The 21,265-nt window shown below is 74.2% G+C and carries 23 protein-coding genes; 18 read left to right on the top strand and 5 right to left on the bottom strand.

The features are described from left to right. Positions 1 to 18 precede the first annotated feature (18 nt). From glmS to IH44_RS46150, 7 genes are all read left to right on the top strand, one after another. Entirely contained in the window at positions 19 to 1,875 is a 1,857-nt protein-coding gene (gene glmS, locus IH44_RS0100810; protein ID WP_030457393.1) for a glutamine--fructose-6-phosphate transaminase (isomerizing), read from the top strand. Between the two features lie 62 nt (positions 1,876 to 1,937). Continuing rightward, a complete protein-coding gene (locus IH44_RS0100805; protein WP_030457392.1) occupies positions 1,938 to 2,306 on the top strand; it encodes a holo-ACP synthase in 369 nt (122 codons plus the stop codon). Positions 2,307 to 2,519: 213 nt separating this feature from the next. After that, complete coding sequence (locus IH44_RS0100800; RefSeq protein ID WP_030457391.1) at positions 2,520 to 3,959, top strand: bifunctional ADP-dependent NAD(P)H-hydrate dehydratase/NAD(P)H-hydrate epimerase; 1,440 nt, start codon at positions 2,520 to 2,522, stop codon at positions 3,957 to 3,959. 141 nt (positions 3,960 to 4,100) lie between these two features. After that, positions 4,101 to 5,285 (top strand): alanine racemase, encoded by a 1,185-nt coding sequence (gene alr, locus IH44_RS0100795; protein WP_051816404.1) that lies wholly within the window; start codon positions 4,101 to 4,103, stop codon positions 5,283 to 5,285. A 3-nt stretch (positions 5,286 to 5,288) separates the two neighbouring features. Then, positions 5,289 to 6,440: an alpha/beta fold hydrolase gene (locus IH44_RS0100790; RefSeq protein WP_035953449.1), complete on the top strand. Its 1,152-nt coding sequence runs from the start codon at positions 5,289 to 5,291 to the stop codon at positions 6,438 to 6,440. A gap of 61 nt (positions 6,441 to 6,501) precedes the next feature. Beyond that, the gene (gene tsaE, locus IH44_RS0100785) at positions 6,502 to 7,011 is read left to right on the top strand and encodes a tRNA (adenosine(37)-N6)-threonylcarbamoyltransferase complex ATPase subunit type 1 TsaE (RefSeq protein ID WP_030457388.1); all 510 of its coding nucleotides are present in this window, start codon (positions 6,502 to 6,504) and stop codon (positions 7,009 to 7,011) included. 102 nt (positions 7,012 to 7,113) lie between these two features. Continuing rightward, a complete protein-coding gene (locus tag IH44_RS46150) occupies positions 7,114 to 7,275 on the top strand; it encodes a hypothetical protein (protein ID WP_157852046.1) in 162 nt (53 codons plus the stop codon). Between the two features lie 31 nt (positions 7,276 to 7,306). On the opposite strand, the gene IH44_RS0100775 is transcribed toward IH44_RS46150, so the two are convergent. Then, positions 7,307 to 7,876: a L,D-transpeptidase gene (locus tag IH44_RS0100775; RefSeq protein ID WP_030457387.1), complete on the bottom strand. Its 570-nt coding sequence runs from the start codon at positions 7,874 to 7,876 to the stop codon at positions 7,307 to 7,309. Between the two features lie 152 nt (positions 7,877 to 8,028). On the opposite strand from IH44_RS0100775, the gene tsaB reads away from it, so the two are divergent. The 5 genes from tsaB (at position 8,029) to IH44_RS0100750 (ending at position 11,511) form a co-directional block, all read left to right on the top strand. Next, positions 8,029 to 8,676, top strand: coding sequence for a tRNA (adenosine(37)-N6)-threonylcarbamoyltransferase complex dimerization subunit type 1 TsaB (gene tsaB, locus IH44_RS0100770; RefSeq protein ID WP_030457386.1), 648 nt, complete (start codon positions 8,029 to 8,031; stop codon positions 8,674 to 8,676). Between the two features lie 54 nt (positions 8,677 to 8,730). Beyond that, positions 8,731 to 9,210 (top strand): ribosomal protein S18-alanine N-acetyltransferase, encoded by a 480-nt coding sequence (gene rimI / locus IH44_RS0100765; RefSeq protein WP_030457385.1) that lies wholly within the window; start codon positions 8,731 to 8,733, stop codon positions 9,208 to 9,210. Then, positions 9,203 to 10,288: a tRNA (adenosine(37)-N6)-threonylcarbamoyltransferase complex transferase subunit TsaD gene (gene tsaD, locus IH44_RS0100760; RefSeq protein ID WP_030457384.1), complete on the top strand. Its 1,086-nt coding sequence runs from the start codon at positions 9,203 to 9,205 to the stop codon at positions 10,286 to 10,288. The genes rimI and tsaD overlap by 8 nt, the downstream gene beginning before the upstream one ends. Positions 10,289 to 10,299: 11 nt before the next feature. Continuing rightward, positions 10,300 to 10,545 carry a hypothetical protein gene (locus IH44_RS0100755; protein ID WP_369794872.1) on the top strand — a complete coding sequence of 82 codons (246 nt, stop codon included), beginning with the start codon at positions 10,300 to 10,302 and terminating at the stop codon, positions 10,543 to 10,545. A gap of 81 nt (positions 10,546 to 10,626) precedes the next feature. Then, entirely contained in the window at positions 10,627 to 11,511 is an 885-nt protein-coding gene (locus IH44_RS0100750) for a polysaccharide deacetylase family protein (protein ID WP_030457382.1), read from the top strand. Here IH44_RS0100750 and IH44_RS0100745 read toward each other — a convergent pair. The 3 genes from IH44_RS0100745 to IH44_RS0100735 form a co-directional block, all read right to left on the bottom strand. Next, positions 11,487 to 12,665 carry a class I SAM-dependent methyltransferase gene (locus IH44_RS0100745; RefSeq protein ID WP_030457381.1) on the bottom strand — a complete coding sequence of 393 codons (1,179 nt, stop codon included), beginning with the start codon at positions 12,663 to 12,665 and terminating at the stop codon, positions 11,487 to 11,489. The genes IH44_RS0100750 and IH44_RS0100745 overlap by 25 nt on opposite strands. A gap of 30 nt (positions 12,666 to 12,695) precedes the next feature. Continuing rightward, positions 12,696 to 13,019 (bottom strand): hypothetical protein, encoded by a 324-nt coding sequence (locus IH44_RS0100740; RefSeq protein WP_157852045.1) that lies wholly within the window; start codon positions 13,017 to 13,019, stop codon positions 12,696 to 12,698. A gap of 68 nt (positions 13,020 to 13,087) precedes the next feature. Then, entirely contained in the window at positions 13,088 to 13,426 is a 339-nt protein-coding gene (locus IH44_RS0100735; protein WP_030457379.1) for a hypothetical protein, read from the bottom strand. Positions 13,427 to 13,719: 293 nt separating this feature from the next. Between IH44_RS0100735 and groES the strand changes: the two genes are divergently transcribed. From groES to IH44_RS0100720, 3 genes are all read left to right on the top strand, one after another. Further along, entirely contained in the window at positions 13,720 to 14,025 is a 306-nt protein-coding gene (gene groES, locus IH44_RS0100730) for a co-chaperone GroES (protein WP_014136232.1), read from the top strand. 114 nt (positions 14,026 to 14,139) lie between these two features. Beyond that, a complete protein-coding gene (gene groL, locus IH44_RS0100725; RefSeq protein ID WP_030457378.1) occupies positions 14,140 to 15,774 on the top strand; it encodes a chaperonin GroEL in 1,635 nt (544 codons plus the stop codon). A 239-nt stretch (positions 15,775 to 16,013) separates the two neighbouring features. Then, positions 16,014 to 17,015: a LysR family transcriptional regulator gene (locus tag IH44_RS0100720; protein ID WP_030457377.1), complete on the top strand. Its 1,002-nt coding sequence runs from the start codon at positions 16,014 to 16,016 to the stop codon at positions 17,013 to 17,015. Between the two features lie 85 nt (positions 17,016 to 17,100). Here the strand turns inward: IH44_RS0100720 and IH44_RS0100715 are convergent, their stop codons facing one another. Further along, a complete protein-coding gene (locus tag IH44_RS0100715; RefSeq protein ID WP_030457376.1) occupies positions 17,101 to 17,427 on the bottom strand; it encodes a WhiB family transcriptional regulator in 327 nt (108 codons plus the stop codon). A 534-nt stretch (positions 17,428 to 17,961) separates the two neighbouring features. On the opposite strand from IH44_RS0100715, the gene IH44_RS0100710 reads away from it, so the two are divergent. The 3 genes from IH44_RS0100710 to guaB all read left to right on the top strand — a co-directional run bounded on the left by IH44_RS0100710 (position 17,962) and on the right by guaB (position 21,234). Then, a complete protein-coding gene (locus IH44_RS0100710; protein ID WP_014136228.1) occupies positions 17,962 to 18,573 on the top strand; it encodes a response regulator transcription factor in 612 nt (203 codons plus the stop codon). Between the two features lie 195 nt (positions 18,574 to 18,768). Then, complete coding sequence (shbA, locus tag IH44_RS0100705; protein WP_081966661.1) at positions 18,769 to 19,491, top strand: RNA polymerase sigma factor ShbA; 723 nt, start codon at positions 18,769 to 18,771, stop codon at positions 19,489 to 19,491. 240 nt (positions 19,492 to 19,731) lie between these two features. Beyond that, positions 19,732 to 21,234 carry an IMP dehydrogenase gene (guaB, locus tag IH44_RS0100700; protein WP_030457374.1) on the top strand — a complete coding sequence of 501 codons (1,503 nt, stop codon included), beginning with the start codon at positions 19,732 to 19,734 and terminating at the stop codon, positions 21,232 to 21,234. Positions 21,235 to 21,265 lie beyond the last annotated feature (31 nt).

Genomic DNA, 21,265 nt, shown 5'->3' with positions numbered 1-21,265 from the left:
GCACTTATGCTGGCGCACATGTGCGGAATTGTTGGATATACCGGGCCTCAGGCGGCCCTCGACGTAGTGATCGCAGGTCTGCGGAGGCTGGAGTACCGGGGCTACGACTCGGCCGGCGTCGCGGTGCAGACCGCAGGAGCCGACGGGCAGTGGCTCCTGTCCACCGACAAACGGGCCGGAAAGCTCGTCAACCTCGAGAAGTCGCTGGCCGAAACCCCTCTCCCGGCCGGCACCACGGGCATCGGACACACCCGGTGGGCCACCCACGGCGGCCCCACCGACGCCAACGCCCACCCCCACCTCGACGACCACCGCAAGGTCGCGGTCGTCCACAACGGCATCATCGAGAACTTCGCGCGGCTGCGCGCCGACCTCACCGACCGGGGCCACACCCTCCGCTCCGAGACCGACACCGAGGTCGTCGCCCACCTGCTCGCCGAGGCCTACGACGGCGACCTGGCCGAGGCCATGCGCGCCGTCTGCCGCCAGCTCGACGGCGCCTTCACCCTCGTCGCGGTGCACGCCGACGCCCCCGGCACGGTGGTCGGCGCCCGCCGCAACTCGCCGCTGGTGGTGGGCGTCGGCGACGGCGAGAACTTCCTCGCCTCGGACGTCGCCGCCTTCATCGCGCACACCCGCGAGGCCATCGAGCTCGGCCAGGACCAGGTCGTCGAACTGCGCCCCGAGGGCGTCACGGTGACCAACTTCGACGGCACCCCCGCCGAGGTCCGCGAGTACCACGTCGACTGGGACGCCTCGGCCGCCGAGAAGGGCGGCTACGACTACTTCATGCTCAAGGAGATCGCCGAGCAGCCGAAGGCCGTCGCCGACACCCTCCTCGGCCGGATCGGCACCGACGGCCGGCTCACCCTCGACGAGCTGCGCATCCCCGACCAGGTGCTGCGTGAGGTCGACAAGGTGGTGATCGTCGCCTGCGGCACCGCGTTCCACGCCGGCATGATCGCCAAGTACGCGATCGAGCACTGGACCCGGGTCCCCTGCGAGGTCGAGGTCGCCAGCGAGTTCCGCTACCGCGACCCGATCATGGACGACCGCACCCTGGTGATCGCCATCTCGCAGTCCGGCGAGACCATGGACACCCTGATGGCGCTGCGGCACGCCCGCGAGCAGGGCGCCAAGGTGCTGGCGATCTGCAACACCAACGGCTCGACCATCCCGCGCGAGTCCGACGCCGTCCTCTACACCCACGCCGGCCCCGAGGTCGCGGTCGCCTCCACCAAGGCGTTCCTCACCCAGCTGGTCGCCTGCTACCTGGTCGCCCTCTACCTGGGCCAGGTCCGCGGCACCAAGTGGGGCGACGAGATCTCCTCCGTGATCCGCGAACTCGGCGACGCCCCCCGGCAGGTCGAGCAGGTCCTCGGCACCATGGAGCCGGTCCGCGCCCTGGCCCGCTCGCTGGCCGACGCCCGCTCGGTGCTCTTCCTCGGCCGGCACGTCGGCTACCCCGTGGCCCTCGAAGGCGCGCTCAAGCTCAAGGAGCTCGCCTACATGCACGCCGAGGGCTTCGCCGCCGGCGAGCTCAAGCACGGCCCGATCGCCCTGATCGAGGAGGGCCTGCCGGTCGTCGTCGTGGTGCCCTCGCCGCGCGGCCGCTCGATCCTGCACGACAAGATCGTCTCCAACATCCAGGAGATCCGGGCCCGCGGCGCCCGCACCATCGTGATCGCCGAGGAGGGCGACGAGGCCGTCGTCCCCTACGCCGACCACCTGATCCGCATCCCGGTCACCCCGACCCTGCTCCAGCCCCTGGTCTCCACCGTCCCGCTCCAGGTCTTCGCCTGCGAGCTGGCCACCGCCAAGGGCCACGAGGTCGACCAGCCGCGCAACCTGGCCAAGTCCGTCACGGTCGAGTAGCCGCGTATCGTCCCTGCCTGGAGGTGGACGTCCACCTCCAGGCAGGGACGAAGGAGCGGGACGTGATCATCGGGGTCGGCATCGACGTGGCGGACATCGGGCGGTTCGGGGAGTCCCTGGAACGCACCCCCGGGCTCGCCGAACGCCTCTTCACCCCCGCCGAACTCACCCTCCCCTCCGGCCTGCGCCGCGGCACCGCCTCGCTGGCCGCCCGGTTCGCCGCCAAGGAGGCCGTCGCCAAGGCCCTCGGCGCCCCGCCCGGCCTGCGCTGGGAGGACGCCGAAGTCCGGGTCGAGGACTCCGGCCGCCCCCTGCTGCACATCACCGGCACCGTCGAGGCCCGCGCCGCCGCGCTCGGCGTCACCTCCTGGCACGTCTCGCTCAGCCACGACGCGGGCGTCGCCTCGGCCGTCGTCATCGCGGAAGGGTAGTCAGGGGGCTCCGGTGGAAACGGCGGGTCGATGCTGCCGGCGGTCGGAGCCCATCGGAGTGCCCGTGCTGCTGCGGGTGGCAACAGAACCGGAAGCAGACGCGCGCAACGGCAGTGCACCGCCGGCAGACTCGGGCTCGCCGTTCCCCGAGCCCCTGAACACGCGCTCTCGTGAGCCCCAGATTCCGCCTCTCGTCGAGAATGGAGAACCCGCATGCGCCACGCCCACACCGTCGAGCAGGTCCGGGCCGCCGAGGCCGCGCTGATGGCCCGGCTGCCGGAGGGGGCGCTGATGCAGCGGGCCGCCGCCGGGCTGGCCGCCGTCTGCGCGGGGCTGCTGCCGCGGGTGTACGGGAGCCGGGTGCTGGTGCTGGCCGGGTCCGGTGACAACGGGGGAGACGCCCTGTTCGCCGCCGCCCGGCTGGCCCGGCGCGGGGCCCGCGCCGAGGCGCTGCTGCTCGACCCGGCGAAGGCGCACGCCGAAGGGCTGGCCGCGCTGCTCGCCGCGGGCGGCCGGACCACTACGGACCCGGACGCCTTCGGCCGGGCCGACCTGGTGCTGGACGGCATCGTCGGGATCGGCGGCCGCGGCCCGCTGCGCCCCGCCGCCGCCCCGTTCGCCGCCATGGCGCGCCGCGGCCGCCTGGTCGCCGTGGACGTCCCCTCCGGGGTGGACCCCGACACCGGCGAGGTCGCCGGGCCCGCGCTGCGCGCCGACGTCACGGTCTGCTTCGGCACCCACAAGCCCGGCCTGCTGATCGACCCCGGCGCGCAGTACGCGGGCGTCGTCCACCTGGTCGACCTCGGCCTCGACCTGCCGCCCGCCCCCGTCCGGGCCCTCCAGCACGCCGACGCGGCCGCGCTGCTGCCCGTCCCCGGCGCGGAGAGCGACAAGTACCGGCGCGGGGTGGTCGGCGTCGCCGCCGGGTCCGCCCGCTACCCCGGCGCGGCCGTGCTGGCCGTCGCCGGGGCGCTGCACGGCGGGGCCGGGGCGGTGCGCTACACCGGGCACGCGGCCGCCGAGGTGGTCCGCCGGCACCCCGAGACGCTGGTCACCGAGGACGGCCCGGCCCGGGCCGGACGCGTCCAGGCGTGGGTGGTCGGCCCGGGCGGCGGCGAGGACGCCGAACGCACCCTGCGCGAGGCGCTCGACACCGGCGCGCCCGTCCTGGCCGACGCCGACGCGCTCACCGAACTCGCCCGCCTCGGCCCGGCCGCGCTGGCCGGCCGCGACGCGCCCGTCCTGCTCACCCCGCACGCCGGGGAGGCCGCCCGGCTGCTCGCGGGCGTCGGCGAGGACGCCGACGCCGGGGCGGTCGCCGCGCGGCGGCTGTGGGCGGCCCGGCTGCTCGCCGCCCGCTACGGCGCGACCGTGCTGCTCAAGGGCTCCACCACGGTCGTCGCCGACCCGGACGGCCGGGCCCGGGTCAACTCCACCGGCACCGGCTGGCTCGGCACCGCCGGCAGCGGCGACGTCCTCTCCGGCCTGGCCGGCTCGCTGCTCGCCACCGGACTCGCCCCGCTGGACGCCGCCTCCGCCGCCGCCTACCTGCACGGCCTGGCCGGGCGCCACGCCGCGGGCCCCGGCGCCCCGATCACCGCCCTCGACCTCGCCGCGGCCCTGCACCACGCCTGGGGCTCGCTCACCGGCTGAGGGCCGCCGCCGGAACCGGAACGCGGGCCACCGCGTGGAAGCACCCGGGACGGCCGACGGGCCGGGGCGGGCGGGTGACGCGCCCCGGCGGGCCGTGCCCCTGCTGGGGGGAGTGGCCGCTGTCTGGGAGACTGATACGCGATGACGACTGCGAACACCACCGGGACGCCCGCACTGACCCAGGGCGCGCGGGCCGAGGCGACCATCGACCTGGCCGCGCTGCGCGACAACCTGGCCGCGCTGCGCGCGCGCACCAACGGGCCCGAGCTGATGGCGGTGGTCAAGGCGGACGCCTACGGCCACGGCGCGCTGCGGTGCGCCCGGGAGGCGGTCGCGGCGGGCGCGGGCTGGCTCGGGACGGCCACGCCGCAGGAGGCGCTCGCCCTGCGGGCCGCGGGCATCGGCCCGGAGCAGGCCCGGATCCTGTGCTGGCTGTGGACGCCGGGCGGGCCGTGGGCGCGGGCGCTGCGCGAGTCGGTGGACGTCTCGGTCAGCGGGCAGTGGGCGCTGGACGAACTGCTGGCCGCCGTCCGGGAGACCGGCATCCCGGCCCGGGTGCACCTGAAGGCCGACACCGGCCTGGGCCGCAACGGCTGCCAGCCGCACGACTGGCCCGACCTGGTGGAGAACGCCGTCAAGGCGCAGGCCGACGGCCTGCTGCGGGTGGTCGGCGTCTGGTCGCACTTCGCGGCCGCCGACGAGCCCGGACACCCCTCGATCCAGGCCCAGTTGGACTCGTTCGCGCAGGCCCTGGCGTTCGCCGAGCGGGCCGGCGTCGACCCCGAGGTGCGGCACCTGGCGAACTCCCCGGCGACGCTGCTGCTGCCGCAGTCGCACTACGACCTGGTCCGGCCCGGCCTGGCCATGTACGGCCTGTCGCCCGTCCCCGACGTCGGCTCCCCGGCCGACTTCGGGCTGCGCCCGGTGATGTCGCTGGCGGCCCGGCTGGCACTGGTCAAGCGGGCGCCCGGCGGCCACGGCATCTCGTACGGGCACCACTACACGACGGCCGGCCCGACCACGCTCGGCCTGGTCCCGCTCGGCTACGCGGACGGCGTGCCGCGGCACGCCAGCAACACCGGGCCGGTGCAGATCGGCTCGACCTGGTACCGGGTGGCGGGCCGGGTGGCGATGGACCAGTTCGTCGTCGACCTCGGCGGGGACACCCCGGAGACCGGCGACGAGGTGCTGCTGTTCGGCTCCGGCGAGCGGGGCGAGCCCACCGCCGAGGACTGGGCGCGGGCCTGCGGCACCATCGCGTACGAGATCATCACCCGGATCGGGGGCCGGGTCCCCCGACGCTACGTCGGCGGACTGCGGGGGTGACCGATGGCTGAGGAGTCCACCGGCGGGGTGTCCAGGGCCGGGCTGATCGGCATCTCGCTGGGCGTGCTGGCGGCCGGCGCCGCGGCCGGGGTGGCGATAGAGCGGCTGACGGTCGGCCGGGCGATGCGCAAGCGGGCCCGCGAGGAGCTCGACGCGGCCGCCGCCTTCGGCTCGCTGCGCGGCACCGCCACCACGGTGCCCGCCGCCGACGGCACCGGCCTGTACGTCGAGGTCGACGAGGCCCCGGCGGCCGGCGGGCCGACCGTCGTGTTCTGCCACGGCTACTGCCTCAACCAGGACGGCTGGCACTTCCAGCGGGCCGCGCTGCGCGGCGCGCTGCGCACCGTGTTCTGGGACCAGCGCAGCCACGGCCGCTCCGAGCGCTCCCGCTCGTACGCGGGCGGCGAGCCCGCCTCGATCGACCAGCTCGGCGCGGACCTGGAGGCGGTGCTGGACGCGGTCGTCCCCGAGGGGCCGATCGTGCTGGTCGGGCACTCGATGGGCGGCATGACCGTGATGGCGCTGGCCGACCGGCGCCCCGAACTGTTCGGCCCCGGCGGCCGGGTGGCCGGCGTCGCGCTGATCGGCACCCTGGCGGGCGACTGGGACGCGGTGCCGCTGGGCCTGCCCGCGGTCGGCGCCAAGGTGGTCAAGCGGGTCGTGCCCGGGGTGATACGGCTGCTGGGCCGCCAGGTCGAACTGGTCGAGGCCACCCGGCGCTGGGGCGCCGACCTGGCCGCGGTGTTCTACCGGCGGTTCTCGTTCGGCAGCAAGGACGTCGACCCGGCGGTGGCCCGGTTCGCCGAGCAACTGCTGGACGCCACCCCGATCGACGTGGTCGCCGAGTTCTACCCGACCTTCTCCGCGCACGACAAGCGGGCCGCGCTGGCCGCCATGGACGGCCTGCCGGTCCTCGTCCTGGCCGGCACCAAGGACCTGCTCACCCCGCCCGAGTACTCCGAGGCGATCGCCGCCGCGCTGCCCGGCGCCCGGCTGGTGCTGGTGCCGGACGCCGGGCACCTGGTGATGCTGGAACGCCCCGGCACCGTCGACCGGGAGCTCGCCGCGCTGCTGGAGCGCGCCGCCGACCGGGCCGGGACCGGCCCGCTGCCGGACGCGGTGCGGGAGTTGGCGGCCGAGCAGCCCGAGGACTGAGCGGAACGCTCCGTCCGGTGTGGCACCTTAGGGGTGGCCGCAACGAACGAAGAAGGACGCCATGGGCTCGCAGACCACTCTGACCGTCGACACCGCGGAGCGGATGACCGGCCTCGGCCGGCGCCTGGCCGCCCTGCTGCGCCCCGGCGACCTGGTGCTGCTCTCGGGGGAGCTGGGCGCCGGCAAGACCACGCTGACCCGCGGCCTGGGCGAGGGCCTGGGGGTGCGCGGCGCGGTCACCTCGCCGACCTTCGTGATCGCCCGGGTGCACCCCTCGCTGACCGGCGGCCCCGCGCTGGTGCACGTCGACGCGTACCGGCTGGCCGGCGGCCTGGACGAGATGGAGGACCTCGACCTGGACGTGTCGCTGCCCGAGTCGGTGGTCGTCGTGGAGTGGGGCGAGGGCAAGGTCGAGGAGTTGTCCGAGAACCGGCTGGAGATCCGGATCGAGCGCACCCTGGGCGGCGAGACGGCGGACGAGCTGGGCGAGTCGGACGGGCGGCGGGTCACCGTCACCGGGCTGGGCGGGCGCTGGGACGCCGCGGACCTCACCGGTTTGAGTGAGAACTGACCCGGGTTTCCGACAGCGTGTCGGGAAACGGTTGCGGCGCACGGCGGGGCCGTGATGGGATGGCGCCAGCAGGTTAGGTATGCCTAACTAGGGAGGCGCCCGATGGCGAGCACACCCCCCAGGACCACCGAGGACCGTCCCGCGGCCCGGCCAGCCGCCGAGCCGGAGCGGGCCGCCGCCGCACCGGTGCCGATGCGCGCCCTGCTGGCGGCCGGCCGGGCCGCCGAGGCCGTCTCCACCCCGCCGGAGCGCAAGGCGGCCTGAGCGCGGTGCGGCGCCGGGGCGGCGACCCGGGTCAGGCGATCACCACCACCCGGGTGCCGTTCGGCGCGAAGTCCCACAGCGCTTGGCCGTCCGCCCGGGACGCCCGGATGCCGCCGGTCTTCGTCTTCGGGTCCAGCGTCGGGGCCGGCGCCTTCTCGTCCACCAGGGCGCTGAACCCGAACACCGTGCCGGACTGCTGGGCGAACCGCACCACGTGCTCGATCTGCCGCCCGTCCGTGCCGGTGCCCGCCGCGGTCCGGCTGGTGACGGTGTAGGTGCCCGCGGCCGGCAGGGTGTTGCCCGGCACCACCTTGAACGCGGCCACCACCGGGTTCGGCTTCTTCGGGTCGACCAGCCACACCTGGTGCTCCTGCAGCGCGTACACCACCCGCAGGCCGGTGCCGGACTCGGCGGGCAGCGGCGGCACGCTCGGCCGGGCGCTCTCCGGGGCGGAGGCCGACGGGGCCGCGCTCGACGCGGACGGCACCGCCGCGACCGCGCGCGAGGCCGCGCCGTTCGCCTGGAAGGCCAGCAGCCCGATCACCGCCAGGGCGCCCAGGGTCAGCCCGCCGACCACCGCACCAGGACCCAGCTTCGCCACGTCAGCTCCTCAACGCTCCGCGCCGCACCGTATCGACCTCAGCGAAGCCCATCGTGCCAGGTGCGGTCCGCCGTTCCGGCCTCCTGTCGGTCGTGTGTTCCGGCCGGACCGGGTCGCACGGGCCCCGCGCCGGACCCTCTAACCTTGGACCCGTGCTCCTCCTCGCCTTCGACACCGCCACCCCCGCCGTCACCGCCGCCGTCCACGACGGAGAGCGGGTGCTCGCCGAGTCCTACGAGGTCGACGCCCGCCGGCACGGCGAACTGCTGCTGCCCACCATCGCGGCCGTGCTGCGCGCCGCCGGAGCGGACAAGCGCGACCTGACCGGCCTCGCGGTCGGCGTCGGCCCCGGCCCGTACACCGGCCTGCGGGTCGGCCTGGTCACCGCCGCCGCCCTCGGCGACGCGCTCGGCCTGCCCGTGCACGGCGTCTGCACCCTCGACGCGATCGCCCACCAGGCCCGCACCGAGGGCCTGACGGGGGCGTTCACGGTGGCCACCGACGCCCGGCGCAAGGAGGTCTACTGGGCCTCCTACGCCGCGGACGGCACCCGGACCGGCGGCCCCGCGGTGGACCGCCCGGCCGAGACCGACCCCGGCGAGCGGACGGTCGGCGCCGGCGCCCTGCTGTACGGACTGCCCGCGGCGAGCGGCCCCGAGCACGTCTCGGCGGGCGCGCTGGCCGACTTCGCGGTCCGCGAGCTGGCCGCCGGCCGGGAGCTGCTGCCGAACGCGCCGCTGTACCTGCGGCGGCCGGACGCGCAGGTCCCGGCGGGCTACAAGGCGGTGCTTCCGGCGTGACCGGCGCTCCCGGACGGGCGGGCGGCCGGCGTGGCTGAGTACGCGCTGCGGCCCATGCGGTGGTGGGACATCGAGGCCGTCATGGTGCTGGAGCACCGGCTGTTCCCCGAGGACGCGTGGTCGCGGGGCATGTACTGGTCGGAGCTGGCGGAGGCGTTCCCCGGCGGGAGCCGGCACTACGTGGTGGCCGTCGACCGGGGCGGGGCGGTCGTCGGGTACGCCGGGCTGATGGCGGTCGGGCCGGACAGCGACGTGCAGACCATCGCGGTGGACGCCGACCGGCAGGGGGCGGGGCTCGGGACGATGCTGCTGACCGAGCTGGTCGGGGAGTCGGTCCGGCGCGGCTGCGCCGAGCTGCTGCTGGAGGTGCGGGTGGACAACCTCCGGGCGCAGCGGTTGTACGAGCGGTTCGGGTTCGAGCCGGTCGGGATCCGGCGGGGCTACTACCAGCCCGCCAACGTGGACGCACTGGTGATGCGTCTGGACCACCTGGCAAGCGACGCAAGCGATCTGAAGGATCATCACAATGGCTGACGAACCCCTCGTCCTCGGCATCGAGACCTCCTGCGATGAGACCGGCGTCGGCATCGTCCGCGGCACCACCCTGCTGGCCGACGCGGTCGCCTCCAGCGTCAACGACCACGCCCGCTACGGCGGCGTCGTCCCGGAGATCGCCAGCCGGGCGCACCTGGAGGCGATGGTCCCGACCATCCGCCGGGCGCTGGACACCGCCGGGGTGAAGGCGAGCGACCTGGACGGCATCGCCGTCACCGCGGGCCCCGGCCTGGCGGGCGCGCTGCTGGTCGGCGTCAGCGCCGCCAAGGCGTACGCGTGGGCGCTGGACAAGCCGCTGTACGGCGTCAACCACCTGGCCTCGCACATCTGCGTGGACCAGCTGGAGCACGGCCGGCTGCCCGAGCCGACGATGGCGCTGCTGGTCTCCGGCGGGCACTCCTCGCTGCTGCTCAGCGGCGACATCACCGCCGACGTGCGGCCGCTGGGCGCGACCATCGACGACGCGGCGGGCGAGGCGTTCGACAAGGTGGCGCGGGTGCTCGGGCTGGGCTTCCCGGGCGGGCCGGTGGTGGACCGGATGGCCAGGGAGGGCGACGGGAAGGCGATCGCCTTCCCGCGCGGGCTGAACAACGCCGGGGACCCGGCGTACGACTTCTCGTTCTCCGGCCTGAAGACCGCCGTGGCGCGCTGGGTGGAGGCCAGGCGGCGGGCCGGCGAGCCGGTGCCGGTGGCGGACGTCGCCGCGTCCTTCCAGGAGGCGGTCACCGACGTGCTGACCCGCAAGGCCGTCCGGGCCTGCAAGGACAACGACGTCGACCACCTGATGATCGGCGGCGGCGTGGCCGCCAACTCGCGGTTGCGCGAGATGGCCCAGCAGCGCTGCGACAAGGCGGGCATCGTGCTGCGGGTGCCGCGGCCCGGCCTGTGCACCGACAACGGCGCGATGGTGGCCGCGCTCGGCGCCGAGATGGTCTGGCGGAACCGCACCCCGTCCTCCTTCGACCTGTCGGCGGACTCCTCGCTGCCGGTCACCGAGACCCACGTCCCGGGCGAGCACGGCAGCTTCCACGCGCACGCGCACGAGGCCCTGAAGTGACCCTGGCGGCCATGTGGGAGGCCCGGGCGGCGGACGGCCGGGGCGCCGAACTGCACGCCTGGGCCCGGGAGTCCGCGCTGCCCGCGGTGCGCGGCGCGGCCGGCCTGGAGCGGGTCGAGCTGTTCACCGCGCCGGGCGAGCGGGTGCTGCTGATCGCGCTGTGGACGGGCGAGCCGCAGCCGGTGCCCGAGCCGCCCGCCGAGCTGCTGGCCCGCCCGGTGCACCGCTGGACCTTCACCCGCACGGATGCCGGGTAGGCAACCGCCGAACCGGTACCCTGCGTCCTGAACATCGACACGCGTGTAGAAGCAGCAGAGGCGACGGGGGCACCGGTGGGCATGCGGGAGCGGATCGGGTACGGGGCGGGCGCGCTGGCCGTGCTGCTGGCGGCGAGCGGCTGCGGGAGCGACCCGGCCCCGGCCGGGACGTCCGCCGCCCCGGCCAAGCCCGCCGCGGCGTCCTCCGCGGCCGGCTCGCCGTCCGCCGGCGGGTCCGCCTCCCCGGCCCAGGACGCGGTGCCCGAGGCCGCCTGGGCCAAGTGGGGCCTCAAGCCGATGCCCAAGGCGCCCGCGCCGCCCGCCGACCGCCCGATCAAGCTGACCAAGTCCGGCCAGGTGCCGGTGTTCAGCGAAGTCCCGACCTCCGACAAGGTCGTGTTCATCACCATCGACGACGGGGCCGAGAAGGACCCGAAGTTCGTCGAGATGCTCACCGAACTCAAGGTCCCGATCACGATGTTCCTGACCAAGGACATCGTGAAGGGCGACTACGGCTACTTCAAGCCGCTGCAGGCGCTCGGCAACAGCATCCAGAACCACACCGTCAGCCACCCGGTGATGAGCAAGCTCACCGCCGCCCAGCAGAAGTCGCAGGTCTGCGACGACCAGGCGGCCCTCACCGAGCAGTACGGCACCGCCCCGTACCTGTTCCGCCCGCCCTACGGCGACGGCGCCAACACCCCCACCCTGAACACCGCCGTCCAAGAGTGCGGGCCGCGCGCCGTCGTGCTGTGGCGGGAATCCATGCAGATCCACGACATGCAGTACCAGGCCGCCGACAAGAAGCTGAAGAACGGCGACATCATCCTCGCCCACTTCCGCGGCCCGTCCGAGCTCAAGGGCGAGACCATGACCCAGATGTTCGGCGAACTGCTCTCCCGGATCCAGGAACAGGGCTTCGCGGTCGCCCGCCTCGACGACTACATCGCCAAGCCGACCGGCTGACCCAGCATCATCACCGGGCCGGCCGCGGTGCGGGCCACGATCACCGTCACCGCGTTCGGCCCGGCCGGCTTCACCTGCCGCCGCAACTCCTCCGGGACGACCGACGCCCCGCGCTTCTTGACCACCAGGGTGCCGATCCGGCGCTCCTTCACCAACGCCTTCAACCGCTTCACCTGGAACGGCAGCACGTCGGTGAGCTCGTACGCCTGCGCGTACGGGGTCGGCCGCAGCTCGTCCGAGGTGACGTACGCGATCATCGGGTCGATCAGCCGCCCGCCCACCGCGGCCACCACCTCCGCCACCATCCGGCCCCGGATCACCGCCCCGTCCGGCTCGTACAGGTAGCGCCCCACCGGGCCCACCGGCGGGGCCGGCAGCGCGCCGCCGGACAGCGAGTGCGGGCCCGGCAGCAGCGTCGCCCGGTACGGCTCGGCGGCGTCCGTGCCGAACCACAGCACCGCCTCCTTCACCTCGCCCCGGTCCGAGACCCACTCCGCCTCGGCGCCCTCCGGCACCAGCTCGTGCGGGATGCCCGGCGCCACCTTCAGCGCGCCGAACGGGGCGCCGCGGGCCGCCTCCACCGCCCAGGACAGCGGCGGCGAGTACGCCTCGGGGTCGAACACCCGGCCGCGCGAGGTGCGCCGCGCCGGGTCGGTGAACACCGCGTCGAAGCCCGCCGTGTCGACCTCCGCGACGTCCGCCTGCCGGACCTCCACCAGGTCGGCCACGCCCAGCGCCGCCGCGTTCGCCCGGGCCACCTCGCAGGTCAGCCCGTCCCGGTCGACCGCCAGCACCGCGATCCCGGCCCGGGCCAGCGCGACGGCGTCCCCGCCGATCCCGCAGCACAGGTCGGCCAGCCGCCGCACCCCCAGCGCCGCGAACCGGCCCGCCCGCCACTCGGCGACCGACCGCCGGGTGGCCTGCTCCACCCCGTGCTGGGTGAAGTACATCGAAGCGGCGTCCGCCCCGAACTTCGCCTCCGCCCGCTGCCGCAGCCGGGCCTGCTCGAACGCCGCCCGCACCAGTTCCGCCGGGTACTCCCGCCGCAGCCTGGTCGCCAGCGCCAGCTCCCCGGCCGCCGTGAACCCCCGCAACTCGGCCAGCAGCGCCTGCCCCTGCTCGGTCAGCAGCGCCCGGAACGACTCGATCTCCACCGGGCCATTGTCCCCGCCCGGCGCCGGTGCTCAGAGCCCGACCACCGAGGACAGCGCCACCGCCAGCACCGGGCCCGCCGTCCACAGCGAGAGCGGCGCGATCCGGTACCCCCGCCGGGCGGTCAGCGCCGTCGCCAGCACCGGCACGGCCACCGCCAGCAGCAGGAGCAGCCCGCACACCGCCACCGCCGAGCCCGCCCCGTCGCCGGTCCCGTCCGGCTCGGACATCACGGCCAGGCCGAACACGCCCACCACGAACAGGTACGGGACCGCCATCAGCAGCGGCACCACCAGGGCCAGCAGCCACACCGCGTGGAACGCGTCCCGCCGCACGGACGGTCGAATCGTCGTCATGTGCCCAGCGTGGCAAGGGGATCGGCGCACCGCCTGAGTGCCGCTACTCAACCCGCGCGGGCCCGTGCTCAGCGCGGCGCCAGCGGCGAGAAGGCCAGCAGGACCCCCAGCGGCAGCCCCGCCAGCAGCGCCGCCGGTGCGAGCCGCAGGCCCAGGCGGCGCGACACCAGCACACCGGTCGCCAGCAGCACCGGTACGGCGCCCAGCAGGCCCAGGCCGCCCACCAGCAGGAAGCCCCCGACCAGCTGCCCCGGCAGGCCGAAGACCGACGGATCGGCCACGTACGCGTAGCTGAACCTCAGCATGGTCAGCAGTTGGGGGAACTGGGCCAGCGCCAGCACCTCCAGCGCCAGCAGCCACGTCGCGTGCAGCGCGTCCCGGCCGGCGGGGCGTCGAATCGTCGTCATGTGCCCATCCTGGCCGGGCCGTTGGTGTACCGCCTGAGTACCCGGGCTCAGCTCCGTCCGGCGCGGGTACCCGTTCCCGGGGGGCGTGCGGCGGGTGGCGGGCGCGAATCCGACACGACGTCGTTGGCACTCTGGTTGACTGAGTGCTAACGGCGTCCTAAGGTCGTTCCTGGCACTCCCCCCAGGGAGAGTGCTAACGCGATGAAGCGTGTCCGACCCCCGCGACGGCGGGCGCGCAGAAGTCGCCACCTACCTGTTAGACAACCCCGTAATCTCCGAAGGGGAGCTCGGACGTGACCACCAGCAGCAAGGTTGCCATCAAGCCGCTCGAGGACCGCATCGTGGTCCAGCCGCTCGACGCCGAGACCACCACCGCCTCCGGCCTGGTGATCCCGGACACCGCCAAGGAGAAGCCCCAGGAGGGCGTCGTCCTGGCCGTCGGCCCGGGCCGCTTCGAGGACGGCCAGCGTCTGCCGCTCGACGTCGCCGTCGGTGACATCGTCCTGTACTCGAAGTACGGCGGCACCGAGGTGAAGTACCAGGGCGAGGAGTACCTCGTCCTCTCGGCCCGCGACGTCCTCGCGATCATCGAGAAGTAAGACGTCCGCGCAGTAAGACGTCCCAGCCCGCCCCGGATCCGTGTCGCACCGACAGGGGCCCGGGGCGCGGTTGTTGCTCCACGTACGCAGACCTACCCCTGAGGAAACGGGACCATGGCGAAGACCCTGCAGTTCGACGAGGACGCCCGCCGCTCGCTGGAGCGCGGTGTCAACAAGCTGGCCGACACCGTCAAGGTGACCATCGGCCCCAAGGGCCGCAACGTCGTCATCGACAAGAAGTTCGGCGCCCCCACCATCACCAACGACGGTGTGACCATCGCCCGCGAGGTCGAGCTCGACGACCCGTACGAGAACCTCGGCGCGCAGCTGGTCAAGGAGGTCGCCACCAAGACCAACGACGTCGCGGGCGACGGCACCACCACCGCCACCGTGCTGGCCCAGGCCCTGGTCAACGAGGGCCTGCGCAACGTCGCCGCCGGCGCCGGCCCGGCCGCCCTGAAGAAGGGCATCGACAAGGCCGTCGCCGCCGTCTCCGAGCACCTGCTCTCGGTGGCCCGCGAGATCGAGGGCAAGGACGACATCGCCGCCGTCGCCTCCCTCTCCGCCCAGGACGCCCAGGTCGGCGAGCTGATCGCCGAGGCGATCGACAAGGTCGGCAAGGACGGTGTGATCACCGTCGAGGAGTCCAACACCTTCGGCGTCGAGCTCGAGTTCACCGAGGGCATGCAGTTCGACAAGGGCTACCTGTCGCCGTACTTCGTCACCGACGCGGAGCGCCAGGAAGCCGTCCTGGAGGACCCGTACGTCCTGATCAACCAGGGCAAGATCTCCTCCATCCAGGAGCTCCTGCCGCTGCTGGAGAAGGTCCTGCAGGCCGGCGGCTCCCGCCCGCTGCTGATCATCGCCGAGGACGTCGACGGCGAGGCCCTCTCCACCCTGGTGGTCAACAAGATCCGCGGCACCTTCAACGCGGTCGCGGTCAAGGCCCCCGGCTTCGGCGACCGCCGCAAGGCGATCCTCGGCGACATCGCCACCCTCACCGGCGGCCAGGTCGTCTCCGAGGAGGTCGGCCTCAAGCTCGACCAGGTCGGCCTGGACGTGCTCGGCACCGCCCGCCGGATCACCGTCACCAAGGACGAGACCATCGTGGTCGACGGCGCCGGCGACTCCGCCGAGGTCGCGGGCCGGGTCGCCCAGATCAAGGCCGAGATCGCCAACACCGACTCCGACTGGGACCGCGAGAAGCTCCAGGAGCGCCTCGCCAAGCTGGCCGGCGGCGTCTGCGTGATCAAGGTCGGCGCGGCCACCGAGGTCGAGCTCAAGGAGCGCAAGCACCGCCTGGAGGACGCCATCTCGGCGACCCGCGCCGCGGTCGAGGAGGGCATCGTCGCCGGCGGCGGCGCCTCGCTCGTCCACGCCGCGAAGGTCCTGGCGGACGGCCTCGGCCTGTCCGGCGACGAGGCCACCGGTGTCGCCGTCGTCCGCAAGGCGCTCGCCGAGCCGCTGCGCTGGATCGCCCAGAACGCCGGCCTGGAGGGCTACGTCATCACCTCCAAGGTCGCCGAGCTGGAGGCCGGCCAGGGCTACAACGCCGCCACCGGCGAGTACGGCGACCTGGTCAAGGCCGGCGTCATCGACCCGGTCAAGGTCACCCGCTCCGCCCTGGAGAACGCCGCCTCCATCGCCTCCCTGCTGCTCACCACCGAGACCCTCGTGGTGGAGAAGAAGGAAGAGGAGGAGGCCGCGGGCCACGGCCACTCGCACGGCGGCCACGGCCACAGCCACTGAAACGGCTAGCCGCCAGGCACTGAAGGGGCGCGAGGAACTGCGCGACCGGCCGGGCACCCCCGTGGTGCCGGGCTCGGGCCGCCGGGGCCTCGCGCCCCTTCGCGTGGAGCGGGGCGGGTGAGGCCGGAGGCACGTCGCCGGCCGCGGGCGGTGCCGGGCCGGGCGCGCAGTTCCCCGCGCCCCCGCTTTCGCAGTCTCTCGGGCCCTGGTGTTTTCCGGCTCCCCTTACAGTTGACGGCGTGATCGAAGCCCGCCACCTCCGCGTCCTGCACGCCGTCGCCCGGACCGGGTCGTTCTCCGCCGCGGCGCGCGAACTGGGGTGCACGCAGCCCGCGGTGAGCCAGCAGATGAAGGCGCTGGAGAAGGCGGTGGACACCCCGCTGGTGGTGCGGTCGGGGCGGGAGATGCAGTTGAGCGAGGCCGGGCGGGTGCTGCTGCGGCACGCGGACGGGATCCTCGCGGGGCTGTCGGCGGCCGAGGAGGAGGTCGCGGCGATCGCCGGGCTGCGGGCCGGGCGGGTGCGGCTGGTCTCGTTCCCGACGGCGAGTTCGACGCTGGTGCCGCGGTCGGTGGCGCAGGTGCGGGCGGCGCACCCGGGGGTGCGGGTCTCGCTGGTGGAGGCGGAGCCGACCCAGGCGCTGGCGATGCTGCGGGGCGGCGAGTGCGAGGTCGCGCTGGCGTTCCGCTACCCGGACTCGCAGGGCGGGCTGAGCCTGCCGTCCCCGCACGCGACGCTGCGCGAGGCGCGGGCCGAGGCGGCGCTGGAGGCGGCGGCGACGGCGGCCGCGAACGACTGGACGGAACTGGTGGTGCGCCCGCTGCTGGACGATCCGCTGGTGGGCCTGGTGCCGGCCGGGCACCCGCTGGCGGGCCGGGGCGAGGGCGACCCGGTGGACCTGGCGGAGCTGGCGGGGGAGCAGTGGATCGCGGGCTGTCCGCAGTGCCGGGGGCACCTGGTGGAGCTGTGCACGGACGCGGGCTTCGCGCCGGCGATCGAGTTCGCCACCGACGACTACCCGGCGGTGGTGGGCCTGGTCGGCGCGGGCCTGGGGGTGGCGGTGCTGCCGGGGCTGGCGCTGGAGTCGGTGCGGCACCCCGGGGTGGCGGCGGTGCCGGTGCGGGTGGCGTCGGGCGAGCCGGCCCGGCGCGAGGTGGTGGCGCTGACCCTGCCGGACCTGGCGGAGGTTCCGGCGGTGGCGCTGATGCTGGACCAGCTCGCGGCGTCGGCCGCCGCCCGCTGAGCGCGGCGCCGGCCGGGGACGGGCGGGCGACGCGTCCGCGTGGTGCGGGCCGCTGCGGCGGGGACGGCCGCGGCGGGGCGGGGGTTCAGCGGCGGATGGTCTGCGGCATCGCCAGCGGGACTTCGGCCAGGCGGTTGCGGGAGCGGCCGAGCAGCTCCTCGCGTTCGTCCTCGGTCATGCCGCCCCAGACCCCGTAGGGCTCGCGGACGGCCAGGGCGTGGGCCGCGCACTGGGTGCGGACCGGGCAGCGCATGCAGACCTCTTTGGCGCTCGTCTCGCGGGAGGTTCGGGCCGCGCCGCGCTCGCCCTCGGGGTGGAAGAACAGCGAGCTGTCGACGCCGCGGCAGGCGGCGGAGAGCTGCCAGTCCCAGAGGTCTGCGTTGGGGCCGGGGAGGCGGGAGAAATCTGCCATGGCTCATTCCCTTCATGGCTCGGGACCTGGCGGCTCGGCTGCGACTGCTGCGGCGAGGCTGCACGGGGCCGGTACGGACACCTGGAAATATGACTTACGCCAACTACACGGACAAGTCACCCACAGTCCGACGAATCAGTCAATGACCTGACAGAAGCTATAAAAACGGACAAACGGGGCAAGAGGTTTGAACCCGATTGCTGCACCGATCGGGTGCCCGACCGGGCGCGGGCCCTCCGCGGAGGGCGTGCGCGGCGCGGGCACCGCGCGCGAGCTGCACAAAAGTGCGGCGTGTGCACCGCGAGGTGGCTCTTCTGTGATGGGTCGGCCACGTACAGTGGTGGATATGGACGTGAGGCCGTAACTCATTCGAGTGACGGTCGTTGGATGTACGGAGGCGGTCAGCGGGCGCAGGACAGGGAACGGTCGCGCAGCGAGGCGATCGGGACGGGTCCGTCCGGGGGCCGTGTCGGAGAGGTTCGTACCAGCCAGGAGGCTCAACGTGACGCGGATCAGCTGCGGAGGACGACGGTCATGACATCCGTACTCGTCTGCGACGATTCCCCGCTCGCCCGGGAGGCGCTTCGCCGTGCGGTGGCGACCGTGCCCGGCGTGGACCGGGTGACCACTGCGACGAACGGTGAGGAGGTCCTCCGCCGCTGGGTGGCCGACCGTTCCGATCTCGTTCTGATGGACGTCCGGATGCCCGGCCTCGGCGGGGTGGAGACGGTCCGCCGGCTGCTGTCGGCCGACCCGGGCGCCCGGATCATCATGCTCACCGTCGCCGAGGACCTGGACGGGGTGGCCCTCGCGGTCGCCGCCGGGGCCCGCGGCTACCTGCACAAGGACGCCTCGCGCGCCGAGCTGCGGGCCACCGTCACCCAGGCGCTGGCCGACCCGACCTGGCGGCTCGCCCCGCGCCGGCTGCGCAGCCCGGACATGGGCGCCGCACCGACCCTGACGGCCCGTGAGATCCAGGTGCTGGAGGGGATGAGCCACGGCCGCTCCAACGCCGAGATCGGCCGCGAGCTGTTCCTGTCCGAGGACACCGTGAAGACGCACGCCAGGCGGCTGTTCAAGAAGTTGGGCGCCTCGGACCGCGCGCACGCGGTGGCGCTGGGCTTCCGTTGGGGCCTGGTCCGCTGAGCGGGCGCGCGAACTGCGCTCGCTCGGACGTGTGACGTTGTGGTCCCGAGGCTGCACCATGGAGTAGTGGAGCACCTCGGGGACCAGCGGACAGGCAGGGGAGGCGGCACGGTGCACGCGGCGACGGATAACGTTCCGATGCACAAGTCCGGACGCGGTGCCGCGTTTTCCGGCCCGACCAGGCACCATGGACCGATGCGTGACGACGAGGAGGCCGCCGGGCCCGACCCGGTGCAGCCCGCCCCCGAGGGTGCGGCTGCCGATCCGTCGTCGGCACCGGGCGGTCCGGTGACCGGATCCGACGGTCCGTCGGGGGCGGCGGTCCGCCCGCCCGTCCTCGGTGCGGGGACGTCGCCCGAGGTGGCCGAACTGGTCGCGGCAGCGGTCCGCGGGGACGGCCCGGCGATCGAGGCGCTGCTCGGCTACGTGCTCCCGCTCGCGCTGCGGTACTGCCGCGGCCGGCTGGTGCGGCTGCCCGGCGGGGCCCGGCACCACGTGGACGACGTGGCCCAGGAGGTGTGCGTCGCGGTGCTCTGCGCGCTGCCCCGCTACCGGGACACCGGGCGCCCGTTCGAGGCCTTCGTGTACGGGATCGCCGCGCACAAGATCGCCGACCTGCAGCGGGCCGCGATGCGCGGGCCCGGTTCGACCGTGATCCCGCCGGACGACCTGCCGGAGACCCCGGACGACTCGCTCGGCCCGGAGGAGCGGGCGCTGCTGTCCAGCGACGCCGAGTGGATCAAGGAGCTGCTGTCCTACCTGCCGGCCCGGCAGCGCGAGCTGGTGCTGCTGCGGGTGGCGGACGGGCTGTCGGCGGAGGAGACCGGCGAGGTGCTCGGGATGTCCCCGGGCGCGGTGCGGGTCGCCCAGCACCGGGCGCTGTCCCGGCTGCGGGCGCTGGCGGAGGAGAGCGGCTGACCCGGCCCCGGGTGTCCGGCCCGCGGAAGAAGCGCGGGCCGTCGGGTGTTGTCAAGAGGGCGCGACGACCTACCCCGGGTCACCAGTACCATGGGGTATCGGCGCCTGGTCGGGTCGCCAAAGTTTCTCCGGTGCGCGCGGGGTTCCGTTGGAGGTTCCTCCAGAGCATCGGGCGCCTTGGCGGCCGATGACAGCCGGGCGCCCGTGCGCAGAACGACGGCCCGCCACGGAAGGTTCCCCATGTCTTACAACGCCGCCGGCGTACCCGAGAAGTTCGCCATGCTCGGACTCACGTACGACGACGTCCTGCTGCTGCCCGGGGCCTCCGAGGTGCTGCCCAACCAGGTCGACACCTCCTCGCGGATCTCCCGGAACGTGCGGGTCAACATCCCGCTGCTGTCGGCCGCGATGGACAAGGTCACCGAGTCCCGGATGGCGATCGCGATGGCCCGCCAGGGCGGCGTCGGCGTCCTGCACCGGAACCTGTCGATCGAGGACCAGGTCAACCAGGTCGACCTGGTGAAGCGCTCCGAGTCCGGCATGGTCACCGACCCGATCACGGTCGGCCCGGAGGCCACGCTGGCCGAGGCCGACGCGCTGTGCGCCCGGTTCCGGATCTCCGGCGTGCCGGTGGCCACGGCCGAGGGCAAGCTGCTGGGCATCGTCACCAACCGCGACATGGCCTTCGAGACCGACCGCAGCCGCAAGGTCGGCGACATCATGACGCCGATGCCGCTGATCACCGGCAAGGTCGGCATCTCCGGCGAGGACGCGGTCGCGCTGCTGCGCCGCCACAAGATCGAGAAGCTGCCGCTGGTCGACGACGAGGGCCGGATCAAGGGCCTGATCACCGTCAAGGACTTCGTCAAGGCCGAGAAGTACCCGAACGCCGCCAAGGACGCCGAGGGCCGGCTGCTGGTGGGTGCCGCCGTCGGCGCCTCCGCCGAGGCCTTCGACCGCGCCCAGGCGCTGGTCGGCGCGGGCGTGGACTTCCTGGTCGTCGACACCTCGCACGGGCACTCGCACAACGCGCTGTCCTGGATCTCCAAGATCAAGGCCGCCGTGCCGGTGGACGTCGTCGGCGGCAACGTCGCCACCCGGGACGGCGCCCAGGCGCTGCTCGACGCCGGCGTGGACGGCGTGAAGGTCGGCGTCGGCCCCGGCTCGATCTGCACCACCCGCGTCGTCGCCGGCGTCGGCGTCCCGCAGGTCACCGCGATCTACGAGGCCGCCCAGGCCTGCCAGGACGCGGGCGTCCCGATCATCGGCGACGGCGGCCTGCAGTACTCCGGCGACATCGGCAAGGCGCTGTGCGCCGGCGCCGACACCGTGATGCTCGGCTCGCTGCTGGCCGGCTGCGAGGAGTCGCCCGGCGAGCTGCTCTTCATCAACGGCAAGCAGTTCAAGTCGTACCGCGGCATGGGCTCGCTGGGCGCGATGCAGACCCGCGGGCAGGCGAAGTCCTTCTCCAAGGACCGCTACTTCCAGGCCGAGGTCTCCTCGGACGAGAAGCTGATCGCCGAGGGCATCGAGGGCCAGGTGCCCTACCGCGGCCCGCTGTCCGCGGTGCTGTTCCAGCTGGTCGGCGGCCTGCGGCAGACCATGGGGTACGTGGGCGCGGCCAGCATCGAGGAGATGCAGACCAAGGGGCGGTTCGTCCGGATCACCTCGGCGGGCCTCAAGGAGAGCCACCCGCACGACATCCAGATGACGGTCGAGGCGCCGAACTACAACGCGCGCTGAGCCCACCGGGACCGCCCGGCCGCGGAGGACC

It is taken from the genome of Kitasatospora sp. NRRL B-11411 (assembly GCF_000721345.1).
Taxonomy (GTDB): Bacteria; Actinomycetota; Actinomycetes; order Streptomycetales; family Streptomycetaceae; genus Kitasatospora; species Kitasatospora cineracea.
This window is presented reverse-complemented; position numbering and strand designations above follow the sequence as displayed.